Origin of the sequence: Ornithinimicrobium carbonis, from assembly GCF_050703245.1 — a bacterium.
Classification (GTDB): domain Bacteria; phylum Actinomycetota; class Actinomycetes; order Actinomycetales; family Dermatophilaceae; genus Ornithinicoccus.
This window is the reverse complement of record NZ_CP192647.1, coordinates 2849797-2875917: the sequence shown is the minus strand read 5'-3', so window position 1 is coordinate 2875917 and position 26121 is coordinate 2849797. Positions and strand designations below refer to the sequence as shown.

Genomic DNA, 26121 nt, shown 5'->3' with positions numbered 1-26121 from the left:
GGCGATTTGATCCCCCGCGGCCCGTCCCGTAGAGTAGGCGGAGCAACAACGACGCGGGGTGGAGCAGTTCGGTAGCTCGCCGGGCTCATAACCCGGAGGTCGCAGGTTCAAATCCTGCCCCCGCTACTTCACGCGTCAGCATGACGAAGGCCCGGACCTCTGGTCCGGGCCTTCGTCATGCGCCGGGTCCGCCCGACCTTCCCCCGACCGGACCGTGCGGACCCTCGCCGGGAGGGTGGAACGTACAGTGGGCGCACCATGCCTCTGGACTACCCCATCAGCACCGCGACCCTGGACAACGGACTGCGTGTCGTGGTGAGCCCGGACCCCTCCGTGCCGTCCGTCTCCCTCAACCTGTGGGTCGACGTGGGGTCCCGGCACGAGCGCCCCGGCCGCACCGGACTGGCCCACCTCTTCGAGCATCTGATGTTCCAGGGGTCGGAGCTCGTCGGGGAGGGGGAGCACATGTCCTTGCTCATGGCCCACGGTGGACGGTCCAACGCCACCACCTCCTTCGACCGGACCACCTACGTCGAGTCGGTCCCCGTCGGTGCGCTCGACCTGGCCCTGTGGCTGGAGGCGGACCGCCACGGACACCTGCTGGCGGCCGTGACCCAGGCCAACCTGGACAACCAGCGGGACGTGGTCGTGGAGGAGAAGCGGCAGCGCTACGACACCGTCCCCTACGGGCAGGCCCTGGCGCACGCGTGCCGGAGCGTGTTCCCGGCCGACCACCCATACCGCCACACCACGATCGGTGAGATGGACGACCTGCTGGCGGCCGACCTGTCCGACGTCCACTCCTTCTACCGCACGCACTACGGGCCCGGGACGACGACCCTGACCGTCGTGGGCGACGTCGAACCGGCGACGGTGGTGGACCGCGCCGAGCACTTCTTCGGCCACCTCGTGGACGGCACCGAGCCCCGCCCCGCGCGGCGGCCAGCGCTGGGGCCGTCGACGGATCCGGTCGAGCTGCAGCTCGTCGAGGACGTGCCCTCCGACCGGCTCTACCTCACCTTCCGGCTGCCGCCGGTGACCGACCCCCGGTACCTGCCCTGCGCGATGGCGCTGGACGCCCTGGCGTCCCTGGACGTCTCCCGGCTGCACCAGCGTCTGCTCCGTCGGGAGGAGAGCGCCAGCGGCTGCCACGCCTCGGCCCTGGGTCTCGTGGACGGCGCGTCGCTGGGGCTGCTGATCCTGGACGTCTCGGAGGACGTGGACCCGGAACGGGTCGAGTCCGCCGTGCGCGAGGAGCTGGACGCCCTGGGCCGCGAGGGCCCGGGCGAGGCGGAGCTGGAGGCCTCACGGTCCGACACCGAGCGGTCCTGGCTCGAGGCGCTGTCCGCCCACGACGAACGGGCCGAGCTGCTCTCCCGCGCGGCGGTGAGCCTGGGGGACGCGCAGCACGTCAACACCTACCTGGACGAGGTGATGGCCGTCACCCCCGAGCAGGTGCAGGAGGCGGCGGCGACGTGGCTCTCGCCTGAGGTCATGAGCACCGTGCGGTTCCGCCGACCGGGTCCGGGGAGCCGGCCCGGCCCGGTCGTCGAGGCCGCCCAGCGGCCGGCGGCCCACGCGGCCGGTGAGGACCTCTCGTGAGCAGCCGGGTGACCGCGCGTCCGCCCGTCGGCCCGCCGGTCCCGTGGTCCTTCCCGGAGCCGTCGCTGGTGGACCTGTCCAACGGGATGCGGCTGCTGACCGTCGATCTGCCCGGCCAGCACGTCCTGTCCCTGCGCGTCTCGCTCCCCCTGCCGGTCTCCCACGAGGAGCCGGGGACCGAGGGGGCGACCCTGCTCATGGCGCGCGCCCTGGACGAGGGGACCGAACGTCACAGCGCCGAGCAGCTCGCCGAGCTGGCGGAGCGCAACGGCATCGCCTGGGGGGCGGGTGCGGGCGAGCGGGGGGTCCACCTCGGCCTGGAGGTCACCGGCCGGCACCTGGGGACGGCCCTTGCCCTGGTCACGGAGTGTCTGACCTCGGCGACCTTCCCCGAGCCCGAGGTGGCCCGGCTGCGTCGGCACCGGCTCGTGGACCTGGCCCACGAGCAGGCCGACCCGGGGTCGACGGCTGCCCGAGCCTTCCACGAGACCTACTTCGACCCGCGGGACCGTCCGCACCTGCCGCTGGGGGGGACGACGACCACCGTGTCCTCGCTCACCAGCGACCACCTGCGGGCGCGGCACGCGCAGCTGACCGCCCGGGGTGCGACCGTCGTCCTCGCGGGCGACCTGGCCGGCGCCCCGGCCGCGGTCCCCACCGTCGCCGCGACGCTCGGCACCTGGCGCGGCAGCGACGAGGTGGTCGGCGCCCCGGGCCCGGCCCGCAGGTCGCCGGACGCCGGCCGCACGGTGCTCGTCCCGCGCCCGGGACTGGCGCAGACCGAGCTCTACCTGGGTCGCCCCGGACCCGACCGGCGGACCCCGCGGGGGTGGGGCACCTATCAGGTCCTGGGCATGCTGCTGGGAGGCGCTCCCCACGCCCGGCTCGACCGGGTGCTGCGCGAGGAGCGCGGCTACACCTACGGGGTCCGGCTGGGCTTCCGTCCCCGCAGCGTCGGCGGAACCACGGTCGTCGGCGGGTCCGTCCGGGCCGACGTCACCGTCGAGGCCCTGGCCGAGACCCTCCGCATCCTGGACGTGCCGGGCAAGGACCTCACCGGACGCGAGGTGCGCGAGGCGGCCGACTTCGTCACGATGACCGCGCCCGGTCGCTACGCCACGGCCGACGCCGTGGCCGACGAGCTCGTGTCCCTGGCCGGGGACGGGCTGGCCCTGGACACGGTGACGCGCACGCTGAGGCAGGTGCGCGAACTGGGGCGCGAGGACGTGGGCGCGGCCTGGGACGAGGTCCGTGCAGGTCCGCCGTGGACCGTCGTCCTCGTGGGGGACCCCGACCGCGCCGCCGGGGTGGAGGGACTTGAGCTGAGCGTGGAGACCCCGGCGCCCTGACGCCGGCGCTCCGTCGCGCCGTCGCGCCGTTCAGCCCTGGGGCTGGTCCCCGTCGCCCTCTACGTCGGGCCCTGCGTTCACGGGCACCGGTGCCGCACCGTGCCCGCCTCCGTGGCCGTCTGCGCCCCACGACCCCTCGCGTCGCCGGGGCTCTCCCGCCCCCCGCCCGGCCGTCGTGGCCGCCCGGCTGCCGAGCATCGACAGCACCTCCTCGTGGAGCACCCCGTTGGTGGCGACGACGGCCGAGGCGGCCCGGGGGTCGCCCCCCGACGTCCCGCCCGTCGGGGGTGCTCGTCCGGCCCCCGGCCTCGGCGACGAGGACGCTGAGGGGGGCCGCCTGGTAGCCGTCCATCCAGGCGGCGAGCGCCACGTCCACCGCGCCCTCGGCGAGGAGCGTGTGGCTCCAGAAGTCCCCGAAGGCGCGGGTGCGCCATACCCGGTCCGTCAGCCGGTCGAAGCCGTCGCCGTGGGGACCGTGGGACCACGCGGCCACCTCGTCGGCCGACACCGAGGCGTGGGCCAGCACCTCGGTGCTGCTCACCCGGACCGGCACGGCCTGCGACAGGGTCCTGCCGGTCCACGCGCCGGAGCCACGTCCGGCCCACCAGCGCCGGGACAGGGAGGGTGCGGCCACCAGCCCCAGGACGGGTGTGTCCTCGACCACCAGGGAGATGAGCATGGCCCACACGGGGACGCCCCGGACGTAGTTGGCCGTGCCGTCGACCGGGTCGAGCACCCAGCGCCGGTCCCCCTGGCCGGTCTCCTCGTGCACCCGTCCCACGACCCGGTCGCGGGGTCTGGTGCGCCCCAGCTGGTGGCGGAGCAGCGTCTCCAGCCGCTCGCTGGCCTGGGTCGTGAGCGACCCGTCGTCCCCCACCGAGACCTGCAGGTCCGGGGAGCCGAAGAGGTCGAGCGCGGTGCGCTCGACGGCGTCGGCCAGGACGTGGGCGAGGCGCAGGTCGTCGTCGTAGGCGGGCACCGGCCCACCGTAGCCGTCGCGGGTGCGCTCGGCCGCGCTCCTCGCCGGAGCGGGTGCGCTCGGCCGCGGTCCTCGCCGGAGCGGGTGCGCTCGGCCGCGGTCCTCGCCGGAGCGGCTGCGCTCAGCCGCGGTCCTCGCCGGAGCGGCTGCGCAGGAGCCGGCGCAGGGACTCCAGGCGGTCCGCCCCGTGCGGGTCGTCCCGCTGGGCCACCCACGCGTCCAGCCCGCAGGCAGGTTCGTCGTGGCTGCACCCGCGCGGGCACAGCGCGGTGCCCGGGGCCAGGTCCTCGAAGTGCTGGACGAAGGTGGCCGGGTCGACGTGCCCCAGGCCGAAGGAGCGCACGCCGGGGGTGTCGACCACCCACCCACCGTCGGCGAGCTCCAGGGCCACCGCCGAGGACGAGGTGTGCCGGCCCCGGCCGGTCACCTCGTTCACCGGTCCGGTGGCGCGGTCGGTGCCGGGCACCAGCGCGTTGACGAGCGTCGACTTGCCCACCCCCCGGAGTGGCCGACGAGCACGCTGGTGCGTCCCGCCAGGTGCCGCCCGACCTCCTCGACCCCGGCCGCGTCGAGGGCGCCGCCCGACCCGCCCCTGCTCACCACGTGGGGGACGTCCAGCGCCGCGTAGTGCGACAGGAACCCGGCCGGGTCCGCCAGGTCGGCCTTGGTCAGCAGCAGCAACGGCTCCATCCCGGCGTCGTAGGCGGCCACGAGGCACCGGTCGACCATGCGGGTGCGGGGTTCGGGGTCGGCGAGGGCGGTGACGACGACGAGCTGGTCGGCGTTGGCCACGATGACCCGCTCGACCGTGTCGCTGTCGTCGGCGCTGCGCCGCAGCACCGTGCGACGCTCCTCGACCCGGACGATGCGGGCCAGGCTGTCTGGCGCGCCGGTCGTGTTCCCGACCATGGCGACGCGGTCCCCGACGACGATGCGGGTGCGGCCCAGCTCCCGGGCGCGCATGGCCACCACCGTGCGCTCCTGGACCCGGACGCTGTAGCGGCCGCGGTCCACCCCCACGACCATGCCGTCGACGGCGTCCTCGTGCGCCGGGCGGTCCTTGGAGCGCGGGCGCGTGTTCCGACGGGAGGGGCGCTCCCGCACCGACGACTCGTCCAGGTGGTCGTAGCGGCCCATCAGCGCCGCCCCCGGGCCGTGGCGACCGCGGTCTCCCACGTCCGGTCGAAACCGGGGAAGGTCTTGTCGGCGCAGGCGACGTCCTGCACCCGCACCCCCGGGACCACCGCGCCGACGACCGCGGCGAACATCGCCATCCGGTGGTCGTGGTAGGTGCGCAGCTCGGCAGCGTGCAGGGTCGTGGGGGTGATCTGCAGGCCGTCGTCCGTCTCCTCGACGCTGCCGCCCAGCCGCCGGATCTCGGTGGTGAGGGCCGCCAGCCGGTCGGTCTCGTGGCCGCGCAGGTGGGCGACCCCGCGGATCCGGCTGGCCGCCCCGGCCAGCACGCAGAGGGCGGCGACGACCGGGGTGAGCTCCCCGACCTCGGACAGGTCGAGGTCCAGACCTCCCCGGAGGCGGCCCCCCGCCGGTCCCTGGACGGTCAGCCCGGCCTCGTCCCGCACGGTCCGGCAGCCCATCGACTCCAGCACGGACGGGAGCCGGTCCCCGGGCTGGGTCGTCGAGGAGGGCCAGCCGGGAACGGTGACGCGGCCTCCGGAGACCGCGGCCAGGGCGAGGAAGGGGGCCGCGGAGGACAGGTCGGGCTCGACGTGCACGTCCAGGCCCGGGACCGTGCCGGGGAAGACCTGCCAGGCCGAGGGCCCCGGGCGGTCCACGCGCACCCCGGCCCGGCGCAGCACCTCCACGGTCATGTCGACGTGCGGCAGGCTCGGCAGCACCCCGCCGGCGTGCTCGAGCAGCAGCCCGTCGGCGAACCGGGGCGCCGCCAGCAGGAGGGCGGAGACGAACTGGGAGCTGGCCGACGCGTCGAGGCGGACGCGCCCTCCACGGACGGCACCGGTGCCCCGCACGGTGTACGGCAGCGTCCCCCGACCCTCGTCCTCGACCGCCACCCCCAGGTCCCGCAGGGCCTGCAGCACGGGACCCACGGGTCGGGAGCGCGCCGTGACGTGCCCGTCGAGGCGGACCGGCCCGTCGGCGAGCGCGGCCACGGGGGCCAGGAAGCGCATGACGGTGCCGGCCTGGTGGCAGTCGACGGTCACCGACCCGCGCAACCGGGCCGGGGGGTCCACCCGCCACCGGTCGTCGCGGCCGTCGTCCACGGCGGCGCCCAGCGTGCGCAGCGCCTCGACCATGGCCCGGCTGTCCTGGGACCGGAGCGGGTCGTGCAGCAGCGACGGCCCCTCGGCCAGGGCGGCCAGGACCAGCCAACGGTTGGTCAGCGACTTGCTGCCGGGCACCCGCACGGTGGCGTCGACAGGCCCTCGGGCGACGGGGGCTGCCCAGGTCTCGGGCTCGGTCATGGCGGCGGGTCCTCGGGGTCGGCGGTGGGCAGGCCGTCCAGCAGCATACGGACCGCGGTGCTCAGGGCCGGCAGGTCCGCGGGGGAGTGGGTCCCCCGGACGGGGACGACGGTGAGGAGGGGGTCCGGGACGGCGCGCCGGACCTCGTCGGGTCCCCCGAACGGGTCGGCCGAGCCCTGGACCACGAGCGTGGGCAGGCCGGCCCGGACCGGGAGGACCAGCTCGTCGGCCCGGCTGCGGTCGGGGCGACCGGGCGGGTGCAGGGGGAAGGACAGGCAGACGACGGCGGCCACCCCCGGGACGGGGGTCCCGTCCTGGGCCACGGACGTGCGGCAGGCGACCCGGGCCCCGGCGCTGCGGCCTCCGAGCACCCAGGGCCGGGGGAGGGGTATGCCGTGCTGGGCCCCGGGTGATCCCGGCGCCGCGGGGGCCCGGCCTTCCCGGTGGCTGCCGGGTGCCTCGGGGGCGCCGGGCACGTCCGTCAGGAGCGCCAGGGCCGCCACGACCTGCCGCCAGGCGGCGTCCAGCCGCGGCGGTGCCGTGGCCACGCGCCGTCCGGCGACCCGCCAGGGCTGGTCCACGAGGACCACGGTCCAGCCGTGGTCGGCGAGCGCGGTGAGCGCGAGCAGGTCCGGGCTGTCCCGCTGCCCACCCGCACCGTGCCCGAGCAGCAGGGTCCCCCGCCGCTCCCGGGCGGGGAAGACCCGGACGCGGCCCGGGCCCTGGTCGGTGGGTACCAGCACTCCCTGGTGGTCGGCGGGCGTCACGGCCCGACCACCTCGCCCGTCCCCGGGTCGACGACCCCCTCGAGCTCCTCGGCCGGCGCCGGCTCGAGCAGACCTGGCCCGTTGCTGCGCGAGGAGTTGACCGCGGTGCTCACCGGCCACGCGCGGAAGCGACCGGGCACGTGGGAGGCGGCCAGCAGGGCGCCCACGTCCTCGGGCGCGGTGGTCCCGGGGTCCAGCCAGGCATCCCAGGCGCCGGGGTCGAGCGCGACCGGCTGCCGGTCGTGGATGCGGTCCAGCCCGGGCTCGGCGGTCGTGGTGATGATCGCGTAGGACACGACCCAGGACCGCGGGTCGTCCGCGGGTGCGTCCGGGTCCTTCCAGAACTCGTACAGCCCGGCCAGCGCCAGCGGGGCCTCGTCCGCCCGGACGATGAAGAACGGCTGCTTGCGCGGCCGGCCCCGCGCGTCCAGGGCCACGGGGCTGGCCTGCCACTCGTACCACCCGGTGACCGGGACGAGACAGCGACGACGGGCGGCTGCCCGCGCGAAGGCCGGCTTGTCCAGGACCGTCTCTGCGCGGGCGTTGGTCATCCGCGCCCCGACGGAGGGGTGCTTGGCCCACGACGGGACCAGCCCCCAGGTCAGCAGCCGCAGCTGGCGCACCGGGTCGCCCGGCTCAGCCTCTCCCCGCGGTGCCCGGGTCAGGACCACCGGTGCCTGCTTGGTCGGAGCCACGTTGTGGTCGGGCTGCCCGGGCGGCGGCTGCTGCGGGGACCGCAGCAGGCTCCGGGACACCTCGCCGGTCGCGTCCAGGGCGACCTCGTACGCCTCGACGAGCTCGTCCGGGTGGGCGGTGGCCGCATACCTGCCGCACATGGGCGTCCCTCACCTCACTGCTGGTAGGAGGCCAGGAAGTTGCCCATCCGCTCCAGGGCCGCGCGCAGGTCCGAGCCCCAGGGGAGGGTGACGATCCGCAGGTGGTCCGGGGTGGGCCAGTTGAACCCCGTGCCGTGGACGACCAGGATCTTCTCCTGCTCGAGCAGGTCGAGGCACAGCCGGACGTCGTCGCGGATCTCGTGCACGTCGGGGTCCAGCCGCGGGAAGACGTAGAGCGCCCCGTGCGGCTGGACCACGGAGACGCCCTCCATCCGACCGAGCATGGAGACGGCGATGTCGCGCTGCTGGGTCAGCCGCCCGTCGGGGGCGATGAGCTCCTCGATGCTCTGGTGCCCGGAGACCGCGACCTGGATGGCGTGCTGGGCGGGGACGTTGGGGCACAGCCGGGTGGAGGCCAGCAGCTCGATACCCTCCAGGAACCCCCGGGCGTGGTGCGTGGGCCCGGTGATCGCCACCCAGCCCGCCCGGTAGCCGGCGACCCGGTAGGTCTTGGAGAGCCCGTTGAAGGTCAGGCACAGCAGATCGGGAGCCAGGGCCGCGATCGAGACGTGCTCGGCGCCGTCGTAGAGGATCCGGTCGTAGATCTCGTCGGCCATCACGAGCAGGGAGTGCTCCCGGGCCACCTGGGCGATCTGCTCCAGGACCTCCCGCGAGTAGACCGCTCCGGTGGGGTTGTTGGGGTTGATGACCACGATGGCCTTGGTGCGCGGGGTGATCCGGCTGCGGATGTCCTCCACGGAGGGGTTCCAGCCGTCCTGCTCGTCGCACAGGTAGTGCACGGGGGTCCCGCCGGCGAGCGAGGTCGCCGCGGTCCACAACGGGTAGTCCGGCGCCGGAACCAGGACCTCGTCCCCGGGGTCGAGCAGGGCCTGGAGGGTCATCATGATCAGCTCGGAGACGCCGTTGCCCAGGTAGACGTGGTCCACGTCCAGGTCCGGGAACCCGGACACCTCCTCGTACCGCGCGACGACCGCCCGGCGGGCCGACAGGATCCCCTTGGACTCCGAGTAGCCCTGCGCGGTGGGCAGGGCGGCGATCATGTCCTGCAGGATCGTGTCCGGAGCCTCGAAGCCGAACGGCGCCGGGTTGCCGATGTTCAGCTTGAGGATGCGGTGCCCCTCGGCCTCCAGCTGGGCCGCCCGGGCGGCCACGGGCCCACGGATCTCGTAGAGGACGTTCTGCAGCTTCAGCGGCTGGGTCAGCTCGCGGAGGGGATGGCGGAGGCTCGCGTTCACGAGCCCATCGTCGCACCTGCCAGCAGGTACCCTGCCAGGGCACTGGACGCGGTGGCGTCGGGCCACCCGGTGCGCAGCTCGAGGGAGGTGGCCGGATGCGCAGGCTCCAGGACGTGGGACTGGTCCTGCTGGCCCTGCTCGCCGGCGCCCTCAGCGTGCTCACGTTCACCGCGGTGTCGGGCCCGGGGACGGCCGGCCCCGGCGGGTCCGGCGAGCCCGGCGCGTCGGCCCGCGCCGGTGCGGCGGGCCTGGCCGACCTGTCCCGGGCCACCCCGTCGGTCCCCGACGGTGCGACGTCCACGGCCGGGGTGCCCGGGGACGAGGGCCGCACCGCGGACGGCGGAGTCGACGGTCCCCGGCCGGACGAGGCCCGCGCAGTCCTGGACCAGGACGGGCCGGTCGTCGTGGCCGCCCTGGGCGACTCCACGGGGAACGAGACCTGGGAGTGGGTCTACGCGTGGGGGCGGACCCTGGCGTCCGAGCGGCCGGTCCGGGTGGTGTCCTGGAACGAGTGGACCGAGGACGGCTACATCGACCCGGTGCTGCTGGGCCAGGACGCCGAGGGCGAGGCCGTGACGATCTACTCCGGCCACCAGTCGGGCGCGGGTGCGGCATACCCGGTGGAGCGGATGGACGCCCTCGTGCCGGAGGAGCCGGACCTGGTGATCCTGAACTTCGGCCACAACGACAGCGTCGAGAGCGTGCGGGAGGGCACGTCCCGGACCTTGTCCACCCTGCGGGAGCGGTTCGGTGCCGAGATCCCCGTCGTGGTCACGCTGCAGCAGCCGCAGGCCGACGACGCGAACGCCGACGTCCGGCGCGCCCTGGCCGAGCTGGCCACGGACGAGGGGCTGCCGACGATCGACGTTGCCGCGGCCTTCGAGGAGACGGGCGACCCGGGGGCGCTCCTCGCGGACCGGGTGCATCCCGACGAGGACGGTGCCCTGCTGTGGGCCCGGACGGTGGGGGAGACGCTGGAGGCTCCCTGACCGGGACGGGAATGCCTCGCCCGGTCGCGCCGTTGCCGCCAACGGACCGAGTCGAGGCAGGAGGAGCCTGTGCTGATCACCACCCATCTCCCGGGGGAGCGGGCCGGCGCGAGCGCGCTGGTCGGCGACCACGGGATAGGCTGGACGTCGATGGACACCCACCAGCCCACGATCGCGGAGCTCGACGCCCAGGCGCTCGCGGAGGCGGACGCCACCGTGGACGTCGCCACCGAGACGGAGCAGCAGCGCGTCGCGCGGTTCGAGCGCGAGGCCATGCCCCTGCTCGACCAGATGTACTCGGCGGCGCTGCGGACGACGCGCAACCCCACCGACGCCGAGGACCTGGTCCAGGAGACCTACGCCAAGGCCTTCGCGGCGTTCCACCAGTACCGGCCCGGAACCAACCTCAAGGCGTGGATGTACCGCATCCTCACCAACACCTACATCAACACCTACCGCAAGAAGCAGCGGCAGCCGCTGGAGTCGGACGCGGCCGAGATCGAGGACTACCAGCTGGCCCGGGCGGCCTCGCACAGCTCGAAGGGCCTGCGCTCGGCCGAGACGGAGGCGCTCGACCACCTTCCCGACAGCGACGTGACCCGGGCGCTCGCCTCGATCGGGGAGGACTTCCGGCTCGCGGTCTACCTCGCGGACGTCGAGGGGTTCTCCTACAAGGAGATCGCCGAGATCATGGACACGCCCATCGGGACGGTGATGTCCCGGCTCCACCGCGGGCGCAAGCAGCTCCGGGAGCTGCTCACCGACTACGCCGTCGAGCGTGGAGTCATCTCCTCACCGGAGGAGGCCCGCCGATGAACCACCGGCACGACGAACGCGACGATGCCCAGGCCGTCGACTGCGCCGACGTGGTCCTGCGGCTGTTCGAGTTCGTGGACAACGAGACCGGCCCGGTGGACCAGGAGCGCATCCAGGAGCACCTGGACGAGTGCGGGTCCTGCCTGGCCGAGTACGAGCGGGACCTGCTGATCAAGGCCCTCGTGCGCCGCGCCTGCGCCTGTGAGCAGGCGCCGGCGGCACTGCGCACCCAGATCCTCACCCGCATCACGACGACCTCGGTGACGGTCGTGCGGGAGCGCCGCGAGCGCTGATCCTGGGGCCCACGTCCGGGCGTGCGGTGGGAGGACCGGCCGGGAGGCAGGTCGCCGAGCTGGAACGCCCGCAGCTGGAACGCCCGGCACGACGAAGGACCGGACCCCCGGCCGGGGTCCGGTCCTTCGTCGTGGTGCGGTCAGGCGTTGGGCTTGCGACCGTGGTTGGCCGCCTTCTTCTTGCGGTCGCGGCGCTTGCGGGCACGCTTGCTCATGGGAGCCTCCGTGGGTCGAGGGACGTGGTCGGTCGGCCCGCCGGCCGGCGAGGGCGCGGTGGGCGATCGGTTCATCATCGCACACGGCAGAACGGCGTCTCGACTCAGATGTGACGTTCGTCACTCCGTGGGTAAAGTCTTGTTCAAGAAGTGGTTCGAGGGGTCCCACCTGGCAGGACGGCACCCGCGCGCTGTGCCACAGTAGACAGACGGTCTCCCCCGGCCGTTGTCTGCCCGGGTGTCCCCCCGCGGGACACGGACGAAAGGACCCCCCGACATGTACCAGCTCTTCATCGCCCTGCTCTCCTCCTTCGGCGGGATCGGCATCGACGTCGTCTCCCTGGAGGACTGACGAGCCAGACCCTCGCGACGCGGGGCCGACGCCAGGGCGTCGGCCCCGCGTCGCTGCGCGCGGACGCCTACATCCTGGCGCTGGCCTTCGCGGCCGGGGTCGTCTGCTGGTGGGGCTGGACCAACGAGGGCGCGGACGGTCGACCCAGCACCGACGTCCTGATCGCTCTCCTCGTGCTGGGCGTGGCCGGGGTCGCGCTGCGGGAACGTGATCTCGGCCCCCACCTGGGCGTGTCGGTCGCGATGGTGGTCCTCGCCGCGGCCCTGCCGCTGTCCGGCCCCTCGGGTGCGGTCCTGGTGGGTGCCACCGCCTACGCGCTCGACCCTCGACGCAACCGCTGGCGCACCCGGGCCTTCAACGTCGCCATGACGGGCTTCCTGGGTGCCGGCGGGGGGCTCGTCTACCTGGGCCTCGGGGGCCTGCGCATCCGGCAGGTGGAGCTGGATCCCGTCGGCCTGCTGCTGCGGGTGGGGCTGCCGCTGCTGGTCGCCTACGCGGCCATGACGGCGCTCAACGCCGTGGCGATCGCGGTCATGCTCCGGATCATGCGCGGTACCCCGACGTCCGAGACGGTCTCGCGGGTGCTGCGCAGCCTGGGATGGGGCTACCTCACCCACGTCGTCGTCGCGTTTCTCTTCGCCGTGCTCTGGGGTCCGGCGGGCCTCGGCGCGCTGAGCGCCCTGTTCGTGCTCGGCCCGCTGCTGGTCGCCCACTGGTCGATCGGCCGGGAGGTGGCGGCCCGACGGGAGCACCAGGAGACGGTCACCACGTTCGTGGCGGCCCTCGAGCAGGCCGATCCCGCCTCGGTCGGCCACAGTGCCCGGGTGGCCGACCTGGTGGACCGGATCGCCGCCGGGCTGGGGATCCGTGGGCAGGCGGCCGAGGACCTGCGGTACGCCGCGCTGGTGCACGACATCGGGATGGTCGCCGTCCGACCGGAGCTGGCCACGGGAGCCGACCGGGAGCCGCTCACCCGGCTGAGCGTGCTCAGCGGGCACCCCGTGGCGGGGGTCGACGTCCTGCGGGGGCTGGACTTCCTCACCGGTGCCCTCCCGGCGGTGCGGCACCACCACGAACGGCTGGACGGCCGGGGCTACCCGGCCGGGCTGCGTGGCGACCAGATCCCCCTCGCCGCCCGCGTCATCGCCGTCGCCGACGCCTACGACGCCCTCACGGTGGACCGGGGCGAGGGTGCGGGCGACCCCGTCACGGCGGTGGCCGAGCTGCGCCGGCGCGCCGGCACCCACCTGGACCCGGAGGTGGTGGAGGCGCTCGCTTCTGCGCTGGGCGTGGACCGCTCGGCCCCGGCCGCCCCGCAGGTCCGGTCGGACGGTGCGACGAGGTCTGCAGTGCCCGAGGCCGGCGGTGCCTCGACGACCAGCTGGGTGGACCACGACGACCCCCGCGTCAGCGACGCCTACGCCCGGTGGCGTCCCGAGAGCCTGGGGCGTCCCCGGTGATCCTCGGACCGGGGGCGGCCCTCGTCGCCCTGGCCATCATGATCCTGGGCGAGGCCTGGCGGGTCGCCGTCCCCGGGGCCGTGCGCGACGCCCCCCTGGCCCAGGCGACCGGCATCGCCGTCGCCGTGTCCACGGCCTGGCCGGCGACCGGTTCACCCCCGGTGGGGTTGGGCGGTCTGGTCGGCCCGTCGGGCCTGGCGGTCGCGGCGGTGCTCGTGGTCGCCGCGGTCCACCGGTCGACCTCCTCGCTCGGTGCGGACCTGTCCCGGGCCCTGGGGACGGTCCTGGTGGCCGGCACGCTGGCCCGCGTCGCCGGCCCCGGCGGGGAGACGCTGCTGGAGCGGGCGGCCGAGCCCGGGGTGGGCAGCGGGCTGGTCGCGCTCCTGCTGCTGGCGGTGGCCGTGGTGACCGTGGCCGTGCCGATCCTGGCGCGCTCCACCGTCCGGGCCCGGGTCGAACCGGTCTCCGTCCTCGCCGAGCTGACCACCGACCTCGGCAGGCACGGCCCGCTCGCGCTGGCCACGGCGTCCACGGCCGCCGTCATGGCCTTGTCCCTGCAGGTCCTCGGCCCGGTCGCCCTCGTCCTCTTCCTCGTGCCCCTGGGGGTGCTGCAGACGGCGGTGACCCGCCAGCGCCGCATCCGGGCCGCCCAGCGGCAGACTCTCTTCGCCCTGGCGCGCCTCACCGACCAGGCCGGGCTCACCGCCCGCGGCCACGCCCACCGGGTCGCCACCCTTGCCGTGCCGGTCGCCCGCGAGGTCGGCGTCCCGGACGCCGAGCTCCGGGACGTCGAGGCGGTAGCGCTGCTGCACGACGTCGGGCAGGTGGGTCTTCGCCGTCCCGTCCCGGGAGGGGCGACCGTCGAGGTCTCCGCCCGGGACCAGCGCCGGATCGCCAGCACCGGGGCGGCCATCCTGGCGCGCACGGCCGAGCTCTCGCGGCTGGCGGCGACGGTGGCCGACGTCGGCCTGCCCCACCACCGGGCGGTCCTGCGGGGTGACGTCCCGCCGGCCGCACGGGTGGTCCGGGCGGTCTCCGCCTACGACGACCTCACCCACCAGGGGCCGGGAGGGTCCGATCCCACCGACGCCCTCGCCCGGCTGCTGCGCAACACCCCCCACGAGTACGACCCCGAGGTGGTTGCGGCGCTCCTGCGGCACCTCGTCCGCAGGGGGCGGCTGTCACCGGTGGCCGCCGAGCGGCTGTCGCGCGTCGGCTGACCCGGGGCCGGCGGTGGGGCAGCAGGCATGCGCGGCCAGCCGCACGAGGAGGTGCCGGTCAGCCGCTAGCCTGGAGGCGTGCTGCTGGCGATCGACACCTCCACCGCGGCCGTCGGTGCCGCGCTGCACGACGGTGCCCGGGTGGTCGCCCGCGCCGTGCACGAGGACGGCCGCCGCCACGGCGAGCTCCTGGCACCGGCCGTCCGACGGGTGCTGCTCGACGCGGGTGTCGACCGCACGGACCTCACCCGCGTCGTGGTGGGTGTCGGGCCCGGGCCGTTCACCGGTCTGCGGGTGGGCGTGGTGACCGGACTGGTGATGGCGCACGCGCTCGGTCTTCCGGCGCCGACGGGCCTCTGCTCGCTCGACGCCCTGGCGCACGCGCTCGTCGGTCGGCACGAGGGTCCCGTGCTCGTGGCCACCGACGCACGACGCAAGGAGGTCTACTGGGCGGTCTACGAGGTGGGCGCGAACGCCGCCCGACGGGTCCAGGGGCCCGGCGTCGCCCGCGCCGCCGACCTCCCCCTGCAGGTGCGGGAGCTGCCCAGCGTGGGTCGTGGCACCTCCCTCTACCCCGAGGCCCTGACCAACGCCCTGCCGCAGGCAGCCGTCGACGTCGATCCCGGGGTCCTCGCGGCCCTCGCCCACCGGATCGTCGAGGGGGACCACCCCGACGCCGGCCGGGCGCAGCTGCCCCCCGAGCCCCTCTACCTGCGGCGGCCGGACGCGGTCGTCGCCGCCACCAGGAGCGCGCGCACGTGAGGGACGGTCTGCACCTGCGCCCCGCCGGCTGGCGCGACCTGGCCGACATGGCCGAGCTGGAACGCCGCTGCTTCCCCTCCGACGCGTGGTCCGAGTCCGTGTTCTGGGCCGAGCTGGCCGCCCGCCCCACCCGGTCCTACTGGGTGGTCGCACCGGGGGGTCCGGCTCCGGGACGCGGATCCACCCCTGCGGATCCTGAGCCGGTCCTGGGGTATGCCGGACTCAGCTCCGACGGTGAGGTCGCAGACGTCATGACGCTCGCGGTCGACCCCCGGTTGAGGGGCCTCGGCTGGGGGGCGAAGCTGCTGGACCGTCTGCACCAGGGTGCGCGGGAACGTGGTTGCCGGGTGATGATGCTGGAGGTCCGGGCCGACCACGTCGGCGCCCGCAGCCTGTACGCCGCCGCCGGTTACCACCAGGTGCATCTGCGGCGCGGCTACTACCGCTCCGACGACGGCGGACCCGCCGTCGACGCCCTCGTCCTGCGCAAGGAGCTGTCGGTCCGGTGAACGAACCCCTGGTGCTGGGCATCGAGACCAGCTGCGACGAGACCGGCGTCGGTCTGGTCCGCGGCGGGACGCTCCTCTTCGACGCGATCGCCAGCAGCGTCGACGAGCACGCCCGGTTCGGCGGGGTCGTGCCCGAGGTGGCCAGCCGAGCCCACCTCGAGGCCATGGTCCCCACCATCGAACGGGCCTGCCGGGAGGCGGGTGTGCAGCTGCGGGACGTCGACGCGGTCGCCGTGACGTCCGGCCCGGGGCTGGCCGGTGCGCTGCTCGTGGGGGTGGCGGCCGCCAAGGCCCTGGCGATCGCCCTCGACCGTCCCCTCTACGGGGTCAACCACCTCGCCGCGCACGTCGCCGTCGACGTGGTGGAGCACGGACCGTTGCCGGAGCCCACCATGGGCCTGCTCGTCAGCGGCGGACACTCCAACCTCTTGCTGGTACCGGACGTCACGCACGACATCCGCTCGCTTGGAGCCACCATCGACGACGCCGCCGGAGAGGCCTTCGACAAGGTCGCGCGCCTGCTGGGGCTGCCCTTCCCCGGTGGCCCGCACATCGACCGGGCCGCGCGGGAGGGGAGCCAGGTGGCCATCGACTTCCCCCGCGGGCTCACGTCCGGGCGGGACCTGCAGCGGCACCGCTTCGACTACTCCTTCTCGGGCCTGAAGACCGCGGTGGCCCGGTGGGTCCAGGCCCGGGAGCACACCGGCGAGCCGGTCCCCGTGGCGGACGTCGCCGCCAGCTTCCAGGAGGCGGTCGTCGACGTCCTCACCCGCAAGGCGGTCCTGGCCTGCGCCGAGCACGGCGTCGACGACCTGCTCATCGGTGGCGGAGTGGCGGCCAACACCCGGTTGCGGGCGCTCGCGCAGGAACGGTGCGACGCTGCCGGCATCCGTCTGCGGGTGCCCCGCCCCGGGCTGTGCACGGACAACGGGGCGATGGTGGCGGCCCTGGGGGCCCAGATGGTGCAGAAGGGTCGCGCGCCTTCCGAGCTGGACCTGCCCGCGGACTCCTCCCAGCCGGTGGAGCTGGTGCAGGCGTTCGGAGGACCCGGGCACCACCACCACTGAGCGGGCCGGGCACCACCGACCAGGGCGGGCCCGCGTCAGGAGGCGGTGAGAGGCTGGACCACCAGGGTGGCCGGACGTCCGGCCACCCTGGTCAGGACCAGCACCACCTCGGGGCCCTCCCCGCCCATGCGCAGCTCGGCGCGGAACCTGTCGGGGTCCACGGTGACCCCCCGCTTCTTGAGCGTGACCCGGCCGGCTCCCATCGACCGCAGCCGGGCGCGCACCTGGCGTGCCCGCAGGGGGAGCACCTCCTGGACGGCGTACCAGCGGGCCCAGGGGAGGGGACGGGGACGGTCGGCCGACACGTAGCCGACCCCGTGGTCCAGCTCGTGGCCCTCGACCGCCGCGGCGAGCGCTCCGGTGAGCCGGGCCGCGACGACCGCGCGGTCAGGCTCGGCCAGGAAGGGTCCCGGGTGCTGCCCCGCCGTCAGGACGTCGGGCTCGTCCGACGGCGGACGGACGACGTGCCACTGCACCGGCCCGGCCTCTCCGGTGCGTGGCACCGACCCCACGACGGCCGACCGCCCCGGGGAGGCTGCGGCCGCACCCCACCACAGCGCGCACTCCAGCACGTCCCCGCCGAGGGAGACCCACTCCGCCTCGACCCCGGCCGGGACGTCGGTGGGGGAGAAGCCCGGTGAGAGCTTGACGCCCGCCCCCTCCACCCCGGTCGCCACCGCCTGCACGTGCTCCCACGAGGGGGACAGCTCGCTGAGCCGGGACCGGCGGCGGGTGCGGCCGTGGACGTCGGCCACCCCGGGGCTACGGCGGGCTGGATCGAACCAGACACCGTCACCGGGGGCCGGGGAGACGTCCTCCACGTCCCCCTCGAGGACCCGGACCCGGGAGTGGGCCGACAGGTTGGCCCGGGCGGCCGCCGCCACCGCGGGGTCGCGGTCGACCGCCGTCACCGCAGGGCCGGCCTCCGCCAGGGCCAGGGCGTCCAGGCCGAGCCCGCACCCCAGGTCCCAGACGTGGTCGAGGCCGGCGTCGACGAACCGGGCCGCGTGGCGGGCCGCCACGGGTGGCCGGGTCGCCTGCTCCAGCCCGTCCTCGGTCAGCAGCAACCGGTCGACCAGGTCGCCCAGGCGGGCGCGTCCGCGGGCCCGCAGGCGCGCCTGGGTCAGCGCCGCCGCCACCAGGTCAGCCGGGACCCCCTCGCCCCGCAGCCGGGCCGTCAGGCCCAGGACGTCGTCCTCGTCGTAGGGCGGCAGCGCGTCCAGCACGGCGCGCCCGGCTCCGTCGTGCAGGCTGCGGAGCACCGCAGCAGCACGGTCCTGGGGACCCTGGTCGTCGTCCGGTGCCACGGCGTCCATTCTGCGCCCAGTAGATTGCTGTCCATGCCCCGCGTCCTCGCCCCTGAGATCCACACCCTGCTGCGTCGTGGCCGGCAGGCCGCGGTGCGGGTGGTCGGGTGGGGGATCGCGGGTCAGCTGGGGCTGGCCGCGGCCGTGGTCGCCGCGGACGAGCTGCGCAAGCGGCGGAGCCCGCGGGAGGAGCACCAGGCCCCGGCCGACGAGCCGCGTGAGGCGACCGTCGGGCGCAACGAGATCACCACCTACACCTACGGCGAGATCCTCTACGACGACATGGTCGCCGCGATCGACGACGCGGAGCACTTCGTCTACCTGGCGTCCTACATCTGGAAGGGTGACGAGGTCGGGCAGCGGTTCAAGGACGCCGTGGTGCGGGCGGCCGAGCGGGGCGTGCTGGTCTGCGTCGTCTACGACGGCTTCGCCAACATCGTGGTCCCGCCGTCGTTCAAGCGCTTTCCCGACGGCGTGCACGTGCTCGCCTTCCCCGTGGTCCGCGCGGGGATCCCGCTCATCAACGTCCGTCGCAGCGGCAGGGACCACCGCAAGATCCTCGTCGTGGACGGGGTGGTGGGCTTCGTCGGGGGGTACAACATCGGGTCCCTGTACGCCACCCGCTGGCGGGACACCCACCTGCGGGTGCGGGGCCCGGGCGTCTGGGAGGTGCAGAACGCCTTCGTCGACTTCTGGAACCGTCACCGGCGCCGGGAGCTGCCGCAGCTGCCGGACAGCGGGTCCCCGCACTGGAACCCCTCGGTGAGGGCCGCCCGCAACGAACCGAGCCGACTCATCTACCCCGTGCGGGCGCTCTACCTGGAGGCGATCGACCGGGCACAGCACCACATCTGGATCACGCAGGGGTACTTCATCCCCGACAAGGAGATCCTCGAGGGGCTCCTCGGGGCCGCCAGGCGGGGGGTGGACGTGCGGGTGGTCCTGCCGGAGTGGTCCAACCACGTGCTCGCCGACGTGGTGGCACGCTCCTACTGGGAGACCCTGCTCGAGGGCGGTGTCCACCTGCACCTGTACCGCAACGTGATGGTCCACGCCAAGACGGCCACCGTGGACGGCGCGTGGGCCACCGTGGGTACGGCCAACATCGACCGGCTGTCGCTGCGGGGCAACTACGAGATCAACATGGAGATCGTGGACCCGGCCCAGGCCGGGCGGATGGAGGAGATCTTCCGGCGCGACCTGGAGGCCTGCCGCGAGCTCAGCCTGGAGGAGTGGCGCAGGAGGCCGCGCTACTACGGGCTCATCGAGTGGGCCCTGCGGCCTCTGGGCCACCTGATGTGACCCTGTTCCGTCCCGGGTCCTGGCACTCGGCTTGACCGAGTGCTAAGGACGAGCCTAGATTCGTCCTTAGCACTCTCGGCACGCAAGTGCCAGCACACCCGGTCGGCACCCGCGACGGCGGCCGGGCGCGCAGGGAGTGACGTCCGCACCACGACCGCACCGGCCGGGAACCCCCGGTCGGCCCCATGCAAAGGAAGGTAACCGTGTCGGTTTCCATCAAGCCGCTCGAGGACCGCATCGTCGTCAAGGCCGTCGAGGCCGAGCAGACCACCGCCTCCGGTCTGGTCATCCCGGACACCGCCAAGGAGAAGCCCCAGGAGGGCGAGGTCCTGGCCGTGGGTCCGGGCCGCTGGAACGAGGACGGCGACGAGCGCGTCCCCATGGACGTCCAGGTCGGCGACCGGGTCATCTACAGCAAGTACGGCGGCACCGAGATCAAGCACGGTGGCGAGGAGTACCTGATCCTCTCCGCCCGCGACGTGCTCGCCATCGTCGGCTGACGCACCGGTGAGGACCCGCACCCGCCGAGCCCGCCGTGGCTCGAGCAGGCCCTGCGGGTCCACCTCGGCCGGCACCGCCGGCCCACGCACGAACCGGCCCCGCCCGACCCGCCCCCGCGGCGAGGTGGGGCGGGGCCGCGTGCGTTCCCACCCCATACCCCGAAAGGAGCTGTGAGCCCATGGCCAAGCAGCTTGAGTTCAACGACAAGGCCCGCAAGGCGCTGGAGCGCGGCGTGGACGCGCTCGCGAACACGGTCAAGGTCACGCTGGGCCCCAAGGGCCGCAACGTCGTCCTCGACAAGAAGTGGGGCGCCCCCACGATCACCAACGACGGCGTGACGATCGCCCGCGAGGTGGAGCTGGAGGACCCCTTCGAGAACCTGGGGGCCCAGCTGGCCAAGGAGGTCGCCACCCGGACCAACGACATCGCCGGCGACGGCACCACCACCGCGACCGTCCTGGCGCAGGCGATGGTCCACCAGGGCCTGCGCAACGTCGCCGCCGGTGCCGGGCCGGCCGCGCTCAAGCGCGGCATCGACCAGGCGGTGGCCGCGATCAACGACCGTCTGCTGGAGACCGCGCGCGAGCTGGAGGGCCGGGACGAGATCGCCCAGGTCGCCGGGCTCTCCGCGCAGGACCCCGAGATCGGCGAGCTCATCGCCGACGCCTTCGACAAGGTGGGCAAGGACGGCGTCATCACGGTGGAGGAGTCCTCCACCACCGCGATGGAGCTGGACTTCACCGAGGGGATGCAGTTCGACAAGGGCTACCTCTCGCCCTACTTCGTCAGCGACGCCGACCGCATGGAGGCCGTCCTGGAGGACGCGCTGATCCTGCTGCACCAGGGCAAGATCTCCGCGGTCGCCGACCTGCTTCCCCTGCTGGAGAAGGTCGTGGGCGCGGGCAAGCCGCTGCTCATCATCGCCGAGGACATCGAGGGCGAGGCCCTCTCGACCCTGGTCGTCAACAAGATCCGCGGCACCTTCAACGCGGTGGCCGTCAAGGCCCCCGGGTTCGGGGACCGCCGCAAGGCGATGCTGCAGGACATGGCCATCCTCACCGGTGGCCAGGTCGTCGCCGAGGAGGTCGGGCTCAAGCTGGACCAGGTCGGTCTCGAGGTGCTCGGCACCGCCCGTCGCGTGGTCTCGACCAAGGACTCCACCACCCTCGTGGAGGGCGGCGGGGACGCCGACGCCGTCGCCGACCGGGTCAGCCAGCTGCAGCGCGAGGCCGAGGCCTCCGACAGCGACTGGGACAAGGAGAAGCTCCAGGAGCGGATCGCCAAGCTCGCCGGCGGTGTGTGCGTCATCAAGGTCGGCTCGTACACCGAGGTGGAGCTGAAGGAGAAGAAGCACCGCATCGAGGACGCCGTCTCGGCCACCCGGGCGGCCATCGAGGAGGGCATCGTCGCCGGCGGCGGTTCGGCCCTCGTGCACGCGGCCTCGGCCGTGGACGACCTCCAGCTGGAGGGCGACGAGGCGGTCGGCGCCCAGGTCGTGCGACGCTCGGTCGTCGAGCCGCTGCGCTGGATCGCCGAGAACGCCGGCATCCAGGGTTACGTCGCCACCACCAAGGTCGCGGAGATGGCACCCGGCCAGGGTCTGAACGCCGCGACCGGGGAGTACGGCGACCTCTTCGCCGCCGGGGTGATCGACCCGGTCAAGGTGACCCGGTCGGCGCTGCGCAACGCCGCCTCGATCGCCTCGATGGTGCTCACCACGGACACGCTGGTCGTGGAGAAGCCGGAGGAGGACGAGGACGACCACGGGCACGGCCACAGCCACTGACCCGGTCCGTCCACACGCACGAAGGCCCCGCCCGGTCCACCGGGCGGGGCCTTCGCGCTGGGCGGGAGCGTGGGGCCGGGCGCTCAGGCCCCGGCGGCGTCCTCCTGGGCGTAGTACGCCTGACGCTCGTCCTCGGTCATCCCGCCCCAGACGCCGTAGGGCTCCCGGGCGGCCAGTGCGTGGTCGCGGCAGCGCACCAGGACCGGACAGGTGGCGCACACCTCCTTGGCCCGCTCGTCCCGACGACGACGTGCCGGGCCGCGCTCGCCCTCGGGGTGGAAGAACACCTCGGGGCTGGCGGTGCGGCAGGCCCCCTGGTACTGCCACTCCCACAGGTCGGCGACAGGACCCGGCTGGTGGACGGTCTCTGCCACGGTTCCTCCTTACGGGAGCATGCGGACGCGCATGGCCCCCCTGGTGTTGCACGATGCCTCACCACGGTTTATACCGGATGAAGGTATGGGGAGGGTAAAGTCCGGACCGGGTTCCCCCCCAGGGGTGGTCCGGCAGGTGCTCCACAGCACCCCGGCCGGTACGCTCGGGCGAGGCAGGAGGTCGAACTGGTGGTCGTGTCTTCCTCCGCGGTGCCCTGGGGGTCGTTCCCGCACGGAGGGTACGGCGCGCCGGGGCGTCGTGCCGGAGGACGCACAGGGAGGGGCTCGATGGGCGGCGCGCCGCTGGACCGGCCCGTGGACCGGATCGACGAGGACCGGTCCCTGACGACCCGGGCGAGGGAGGGTGACGCCGAGGCCCGCGAGGAGCTGCTCGCGCACGTCCACCGGCTGGCCCACCGGTACGCCCGGGCCCGGCTGGGCACCTATCCGGCGGCGTCCGAGCTGTCGGCCGACGTGGCCCAGGAGGTCTGCATGGCCGTGCTGACCGCGCTCCCGGCCTACGACGAGCGCGGGGTGCCGTTCGAGGCCTTCGTCTACCGGATCGCGGCCCACAAGGTCGCGGACGCACAGCGGGCACAGGCCCGGGGTCCGGTGACCGCGGACGTGCAGGGGCCCGCGTGGCCGCAGGGTCGGGTCAGCTCGGCCGAGGACGACGTGGTGGCCGCCGACGAGGCCTCCCGGTTGCGGGACGTGCTCTCCACCCTCTCGCAGAAGCACCAGGAGGTCCTGATCCTCAGGGTGGCGGTCGGGCTGACGGCCCGCGAGACCGCCGACGTCCTCGGTTCGACGCCCGGGGCGGTGCGGGTGCTCCAGCACCGGGCGCTCGCCGCCCTGCGGGACCGTTGGGAGGTGCAGTGAGATGACCGCGCTTCCCGACCTGCTGCTGACGGACCGTCTGCTCGACGCCCTGGGGAACCGCCTGCCCGCCGGTCCTGAGGACGACACCCTGACCCGCGCCCTGCTCGCCTTCGCCCAGGAGGTCGACGGCGACCCGGAGGTCCGCTCCGCCGGACCTTCCGTGCCCGCGGCCGTGCCCCGACCCGCCGGTACCGTCCCGGGGACGCGTCGGCCTGCGGGACGGCGGCGCTGGCTCGGGGGAGGGACGCTGGCTGCGGTCCTGGTGACCGGGTCGACGATCGCTGCCGCCCTGACCGGGCTGGATGAACCAGATGGTGGTTCCTTCGGCGTCGCGGCCCCCGAGACCCGGACGACCGTGCGCGAGGACGCGTCCGATCCGGCGCTCGCGCCGTGGTCGGGGGCGTGGTCCCTGTTCCCCTCCGCCCAGGACCCGTCCCCGCCCGTACCGGACGTGGGACAGCCGGGCGCGGGTGTGTCGGCCTGGCTGGGGCTGGACCTCGGCCTGGTGGCCTCCGGTGGCCTCCCGGACCCCGTGTCCCCGCCGGACCCGGCCGGGACCGGCACGGTTCCGGCAGAGGCGCCCGTCGTGCTCGTCGACGACCCGGTCCGTCCGTCGGACCGGGGAGAGGCGGCCGGTGCTCCGGCCCCGGCGGGCACCGTCGTTCCACCGGACCCGCAGACCGCTGTCGGTGCGGGGGGCCCGGCCTCGCAGTCGGTCCCTGCGACGACCTTCCGGTCCTCGGCGGACTCCGCGTCCGGCGCCCCGGCAGGCCCCCGAGGTCGGTGGTCGACAGATCCGGCCACCCCGGCCGTCCCCGCCGACCCCGGTGGCCCGGGGTCGCGCGCCACCCCCGCTGTACCGGCGGAACCGGCAGGGCGGGGAGACGTGTCCGGCTTCGCCACGTCGTCCCGTCCGGCCACCCCGGCCGACCCGGGGGAACCGGGGCGTCCGGCGATCCCTGCCGTCCCCGGTGCCGGGCGCTCGGCCACGGCCCCCGCCGACCCGGGCGGGCCGGGTGTTCCCGCCGCCCCAGCCCAGCCGGTCCCGCCGACCGGACCCGCAGGACCCGCGGACGGAGGCCCACCCGCCGGCCCCGCCGAGCCCACCACGCCGGCCGACCCCGCCGATCCCACCACCCCGGCCGACCCCGCCGCACCCCCGCCACCGGAGGGGGCACCGCCGCCCGGCCCGGTGCCGCCCGGTCCGCCCCCAGGGGCCATGGAGCCGGTGCAGCCCACCCAGCCACCGGGTGCCGGGGAGCCGGCGCAGCCCCCAGGGGCAGATGGGCCGGGACCGCCGACTCAGCCCCCGGGGCCTTCGGAACCCGCGCCGCCGGAACCGTCCCCGACCGAGCCGTCGCCGGGCGAGCCCGTGCCCCCGCCACCGCCGCCGGTGACCGGTCCACCCCTGGACCAGGGTCCGGCGGATCCACCGCCCTCGGCCCCCGGGCGTCATCAGGACGACCGTCCCCGGCCCTAGGCCCGCGGCGACGGGCGAGGCGGGAGGGCGCCCGGGTGGCCCCTAGAATTCGGTGCATGACCCCGGTCGACCACACCAGCCCCGTCCCCCCGGCGTTCGCCCGCCTGGGGCTCACCTACGACGACGTTCTCCTGCTGCCGGGAGAGACCGACCTGGTCCCGGACGAGATCGACACGACGAGCCGCCTGACCAGGGAGATCTCCCTGCGCGTGCCCCTCGTGTCGGCGGCCATGGACACCGTGACCGAGGCGAGGATGGCCATCGCGATGGCCCGCCAGGGCGGGATCGGCATCCTGCACCGGAACCTGTCCGTGGCCGACCAGGCCGCCCAGGTCGACATGGTCAAGCGCACGCAGACCGGCCGTATCACCAACCCCATCACGATCGGACCGGACGCCACCCTGGAGGACCTGGACCGGGTCTGCGGCACCTACCGGGTCTCCGGCCTGCCGGTGGTGGACGAGAACGCCCGGCTCCTGGGCATCTGCACCAACCGGGACCTGCGATTCACGCCGGTCGCCGAGTGGGAGCGCACCCTCGTCCGGGACGTGATGACCCCGACTCCGCTCGTCACGGCTCCGGCCGACGTGTCTCGGGAGGAGGCCACCCGCATCCTGCGGGCCCACAAGCGCGAGCGGCTCCCGCTGGTGGACGACGAGGGTCGTCTCGTGGGACTCATCACCGTCAAGGACTTCGTCAAGTCCGAGCAGTACCCGCGCGCCAGCAAGGACGGCCAGGGGCGGTTGCTCGTGGGCGCGGCCATCGGGTACTTCGGCGACGCCTGGGACCGGGCCACCACCCTCGTGGACGCGGGGGTGGACGTGCTCGTCGCGGACACCGCCCACGGCCACGTCCGGCTGCTCACCGAGATGGTGCACCGCCTCAAGTCCGACCCGGCCACGCGGCACGTGCAGGTGGTCGGCGGCAACGTCGCCACGGCCGCCGGTGCACGGGCCTTCGTGGAGGCGGGGGCGGACGCGGTCAAGGTGGGGGTCGGCCCGGGCGCCATCTGCACCACCCGGGTGGTCACGGGTGTGGGCGCGCCGCAGCTGACGGCGGTGCACGAGGCGGCGGCGGCGGCCCGCGAGCACGGGGTGCCGGTGATCGCCGACGGCGGTCTGAAGTACTCCGGCGACATCGCCAAGGCGCTGGCGGCCGGGGCCGAGTCGGTCATGATGGGGTCCATGCTCGCCGGGTGCGAGGAGGGGCCGGGGGAGCTGATCCTCGTCAACGGCAAGCAGTTCAAGAGCTACCGGGGGATGGGGTCGCTCGGCGCGATGAGCTCCCGGGGACAGCAGTCCTTCTCCAAGGACCGCTACTTCCAGGCCGAGGTGGCCAGCGACGAGCACCTGGTGCCCGAGGGCGTCGAGGGCAAGGTGCCCTACAAGGGGTGCCGTGAGCGCGGTCGTGCACCAGATGGTGGGCGGTCTGAAGCAGGCGATGTTCTACGTCGGCGCCCGCACCGTGCCCGAGCTGCAGGAGAAGGGCCGGTTCGTCCGGATCACCCAGGCCAGCCTGCAGGAGTCGCACCCGCACGACGTCGAGATGACCGCCGAGGCGCCCAACTACAGCCGCTGAC

21 protein-coding genes, 1 tRNA gene and 3 pseudogenes are annotated in these 26121 nt (G+C 74.6%); 16 read left to right on the top strand and 9 right to left on the bottom strand.

Features of this window, described 5'->3' with window-relative positions; translation table 11 throughout:
• Nucleotides 1-52: 52 nt before the first annotated feature.
• The 3 genes from ACQ95T_RS14425 (at nucleotide 53) to ACQ95T_RS14415 (ending at nucleotide 2951) form a co-directional block, all read left to right on the top strand.
• Nucleotides 53-126, top strand: a tRNA-Met gene (locus tag ACQ95T_RS14425).
• Nucleotides 127-258: 132 nt separating this feature from the next.
• A complete protein-coding gene (locus tag ACQ95T_RS14420; protein WP_425941666.1) occupies nucleotides 259-1602 on the top strand; it encodes a M16 family metallopeptidase in 1344 nt (447 codons plus the stop codon).
• Entirely contained in the window at nucleotides 1599-2951 is a 1353-nt protein-coding gene (locus ACQ95T_RS14415; protein WP_425941664.1) for a M16 family metallopeptidase, read from the top strand. Before ACQ95T_RS14420 ends, ACQ95T_RS14415 begins: the two co-directional genes overlap by 4 nt.
• 334 nt (nucleotides 2952-3285) lie before the next feature.
• On the opposite strand, the pseudogene ACQ95T_RS14410 reads toward ACQ95T_RS14415, so the two are convergent.
• The 6 genes and pseudogenes from ACQ95T_RS14410 to ACQ95T_RS14385 all read right to left on the bottom strand — a co-directional run.
• Nucleotides 3286-3828, bottom strand: a pseudogene (locus tag ACQ95T_RS14410) (inositol monophosphatase family protein); the annotation flags it as partial.
• Nucleotides 3829-4051: 223 nt separating this feature from the next.
• A pseudogene (gene rsgA, locus ACQ95T_RS14405) lies at nucleotides 4052-5067 on the bottom strand (ribosome small subunit-dependent GTPase A).
• Nucleotides 5067-6371, bottom strand: a complete 1305-nt coding sequence (aroA, locus tag ACQ95T_RS14400) for a 3-phosphoshikimate 1-carboxyvinyltransferase (RefSeq protein ID WP_425941660.1) — start codon at nucleotides 6369-6371, stop codon at nucleotides 5067-5069. The pseudogene rsgA and the gene aroA overlap by 1 nt, the downstream one beginning before the upstream one ends.
• A complete protein-coding gene (locus ACQ95T_RS14395) occupies nucleotides 6368-7138 on the bottom strand; it encodes an alpha/beta family hydrolase (protein WP_425941658.1) in 771 nt (256 codons plus the stop codon). The genes aroA and ACQ95T_RS14395 overlap by 4 nt, the downstream gene beginning before the upstream one ends.
• On the bottom strand, nucleotides 7135-7974 hold the full coding sequence (locus ACQ95T_RS14390) for an SOS response-associated peptidase (RefSeq protein ID WP_425941656.1): 840 nt from the start codon (nucleotides 7972-7974) through the stop codon (nucleotides 7135-7137). Before ACQ95T_RS14390 ends, ACQ95T_RS14395 begins: the two co-directional genes overlap by 4 nt.
• A gap of 14 nt (nucleotides 7975-7988) precedes the next feature.
• Nucleotides 7989-9230, bottom strand: coding sequence for a pyridoxal phosphate-dependent aminotransferase (locus tag ACQ95T_RS14385; protein ID WP_425941654.1), 1242 nt, complete (start codon nucleotides 9228-9230; stop codon nucleotides 7989-7991).
• Nucleotides 9231-9325: 95 nt separating this feature from the next.
• Here ACQ95T_RS14385 and ACQ95T_RS14380 point away from each other — a divergent pair, with 95 nt between their 5' ends.
• From ACQ95T_RS14380 to rsrA, 3 genes are all read left to right on the top strand, one after another.
• A complete protein-coding gene (locus tag ACQ95T_RS14380) occupies nucleotides 9326-10219 on the top strand; it encodes an SGNH/GDSL hydrolase family protein (protein ID WP_425941651.1) in 894 nt (297 codons plus the stop codon).
• 150 nt (nucleotides 10220-10369) lie between these two features.
• Nucleotides 10370-11035, top strand: a complete 666-nt coding sequence (locus tag ACQ95T_RS14375) for a sigma-70 family RNA polymerase sigma factor (RefSeq protein WP_425941843.1) — start codon at nucleotides 10370-10372, stop codon at nucleotides 11033-11035.
• On the top strand, nucleotides 11032-11328 hold the full coding sequence (gene rsrA / locus ACQ95T_RS14370) for a mycothiol system anti-sigma-R factor (RefSeq protein ID WP_425941649.1): 297 nt from the start codon (nucleotides 11032-11034) through the stop codon (nucleotides 11326-11328). The genes ACQ95T_RS14375 and rsrA overlap by 4 nt, the downstream gene beginning before the upstream one ends.
• 140 nt (nucleotides 11329-11468) lie before the next feature.
• Here rsrA and ACQ95T_RS14365 read toward each other — a convergent pair whose 3' ends face one another.
• Nucleotides 11469-11543 (bottom strand): 50S ribosomal protein bL37, encoded by a 75-nt coding sequence (locus ACQ95T_RS14365; protein WP_373288732.1) that lies wholly within the window; start codon nucleotides 11541-11543, stop codon nucleotides 11469-11471.
• Nucleotides 11544-12068: 525 nt separating this feature from the next.
• Here ACQ95T_RS14365 and ACQ95T_RS14360 point away from each other — a divergent pair.
• The 5 genes from ACQ95T_RS14360 to tsaD all read left to right on the top strand — a co-directional run bounded on the left by ACQ95T_RS14360 (nucleotide 12069) and on the right by tsaD (nucleotide 16913).
• Nucleotides 12069-13355, top strand: coding sequence for an HD-GYP domain-containing protein (locus ACQ95T_RS14360; RefSeq protein ID WP_425941647.1), 1287 nt, complete (start codon nucleotides 12069-12071; stop codon nucleotides 13353-13355).
• Complete coding sequence (locus ACQ95T_RS14355) at nucleotides 13352-14575, top strand: HD-GYP domain-containing protein (RefSeq protein ID WP_425941645.1); 1224 nt, start codon at nucleotides 13352-13354, stop codon at nucleotides 14573-14575. The genes ACQ95T_RS14360 and ACQ95T_RS14355 overlap by 4 nt, the downstream gene beginning before the upstream one ends.
• Nucleotides 14576-14653: 78 nt before the next feature.
• Nucleotides 14654-15337, top strand: coding sequence for a tRNA (adenosine(37)-N6)-threonylcarbamoyltransferase complex dimerization subunit type 1 TsaB (gene tsaB, locus ACQ95T_RS14350; protein ID WP_425941643.1), 684 nt, complete (start codon nucleotides 14654-14656; stop codon nucleotides 15335-15337).
• Nucleotides 15334-15846 (top strand): GNAT family N-acetyltransferase, encoded by a 513-nt coding sequence (locus ACQ95T_RS14345; RefSeq protein ID WP_425941641.1) that lies wholly within the window; start codon nucleotides 15334-15336, stop codon nucleotides 15844-15846. The genes tsaB and ACQ95T_RS14345 overlap by 4 nt, the downstream gene beginning before the upstream one ends.
• Nucleotides 15843-16913 (top strand): tRNA (adenosine(37)-N6)-threonylcarbamoyltransferase complex transferase subunit TsaD, encoded by a 1071-nt coding sequence (gene tsaD, locus ACQ95T_RS14340; RefSeq protein ID WP_425941639.1) that lies wholly within the window; start codon nucleotides 15843-15845, stop codon nucleotides 16911-16913. Before ACQ95T_RS14345 ends, tsaD begins: the two co-directional genes overlap by 4 nt.
• A 35-nt stretch (nucleotides 16914-16948) precedes the next feature.
• Here the strand turns inward: tsaD and ACQ95T_RS14335 are convergent, their stop codons facing one another.
• Nucleotides 16949-18220 (bottom strand): class I SAM-dependent methyltransferase, encoded by a 1272-nt coding sequence (locus ACQ95T_RS14335; protein WP_425941637.1) that lies wholly within the window; start codon nucleotides 18218-18220, stop codon nucleotides 16949-16951.
• Between the two features lie 33 nt (nucleotides 18221-18253).
• Here ACQ95T_RS14335 and ACQ95T_RS14330 point away from each other — a divergent pair, with 33 nt between their 5' ends.
• The 3 genes from ACQ95T_RS14330 (at nucleotide 18254) to groL (ending at nucleotide 21809) form a co-directional block, all read left to right on the top strand.
• Nucleotides 18254-19522: a phospholipase D-like domain-containing protein gene (locus ACQ95T_RS14330; protein WP_425941635.1), complete on the top strand. Its 1269-nt coding sequence runs from the start codon at nucleotides 18254-18256 to the stop codon at nucleotides 19520-19522.
• A 203-nt stretch (nucleotides 19523-19725) separates the two neighbouring features.
• Nucleotides 19726-20022 (top strand): co-chaperone GroES, encoded by a 297-nt coding sequence (gene groES / locus ACQ95T_RS14325; RefSeq protein WP_425941633.1) that lies wholly within the window; start codon nucleotides 19726-19728, stop codon nucleotides 20020-20022.
• Between the two features lie 179 nt (nucleotides 20023-20201).
• Nucleotides 20202-21809, top strand: coding sequence for a chaperonin GroEL (gene groL / locus ACQ95T_RS14320; RefSeq protein WP_425941631.1), 1608 nt, complete (start codon nucleotides 20202-20204; stop codon nucleotides 21807-21809).
• Between the two features lie 83 nt (nucleotides 21810-21892).
• Here the strand turns inward: groL and ACQ95T_RS14315 are convergent, their stop codons facing one another.
• A complete protein-coding gene (locus ACQ95T_RS14315) occupies nucleotides 21893-22183 on the bottom strand; it encodes a WhiB family transcriptional regulator (protein ID WP_425941629.1) in 291 nt (96 codons plus the stop codon).
• A 288-nt stretch (nucleotides 22184-22471) separates the two neighbouring features.
• Here ACQ95T_RS14315 and ACQ95T_RS14310 point away from each other — a divergent pair, with 288 nt between their 5' ends.
• Together ACQ95T_RS14310 and guaB are read left to right on the top strand one after the other, a co-directional pair.
• Nucleotides 22472-23062, top strand: coding sequence for a sigma-70 family RNA polymerase sigma factor (locus tag ACQ95T_RS14310; RefSeq protein WP_425941627.1), 591 nt, complete (start codon nucleotides 22472-22474; stop codon nucleotides 23060-23062).
• A gap of 1536 nt (nucleotides 23063-24598) precedes the next feature.
• A pseudogene (gene guaB, locus ACQ95T_RS14305) lies at nucleotides 24599-26120 on the top strand (IMP dehydrogenase).
• Nucleotide 26121: the final 1 nt, after the last annotated feature.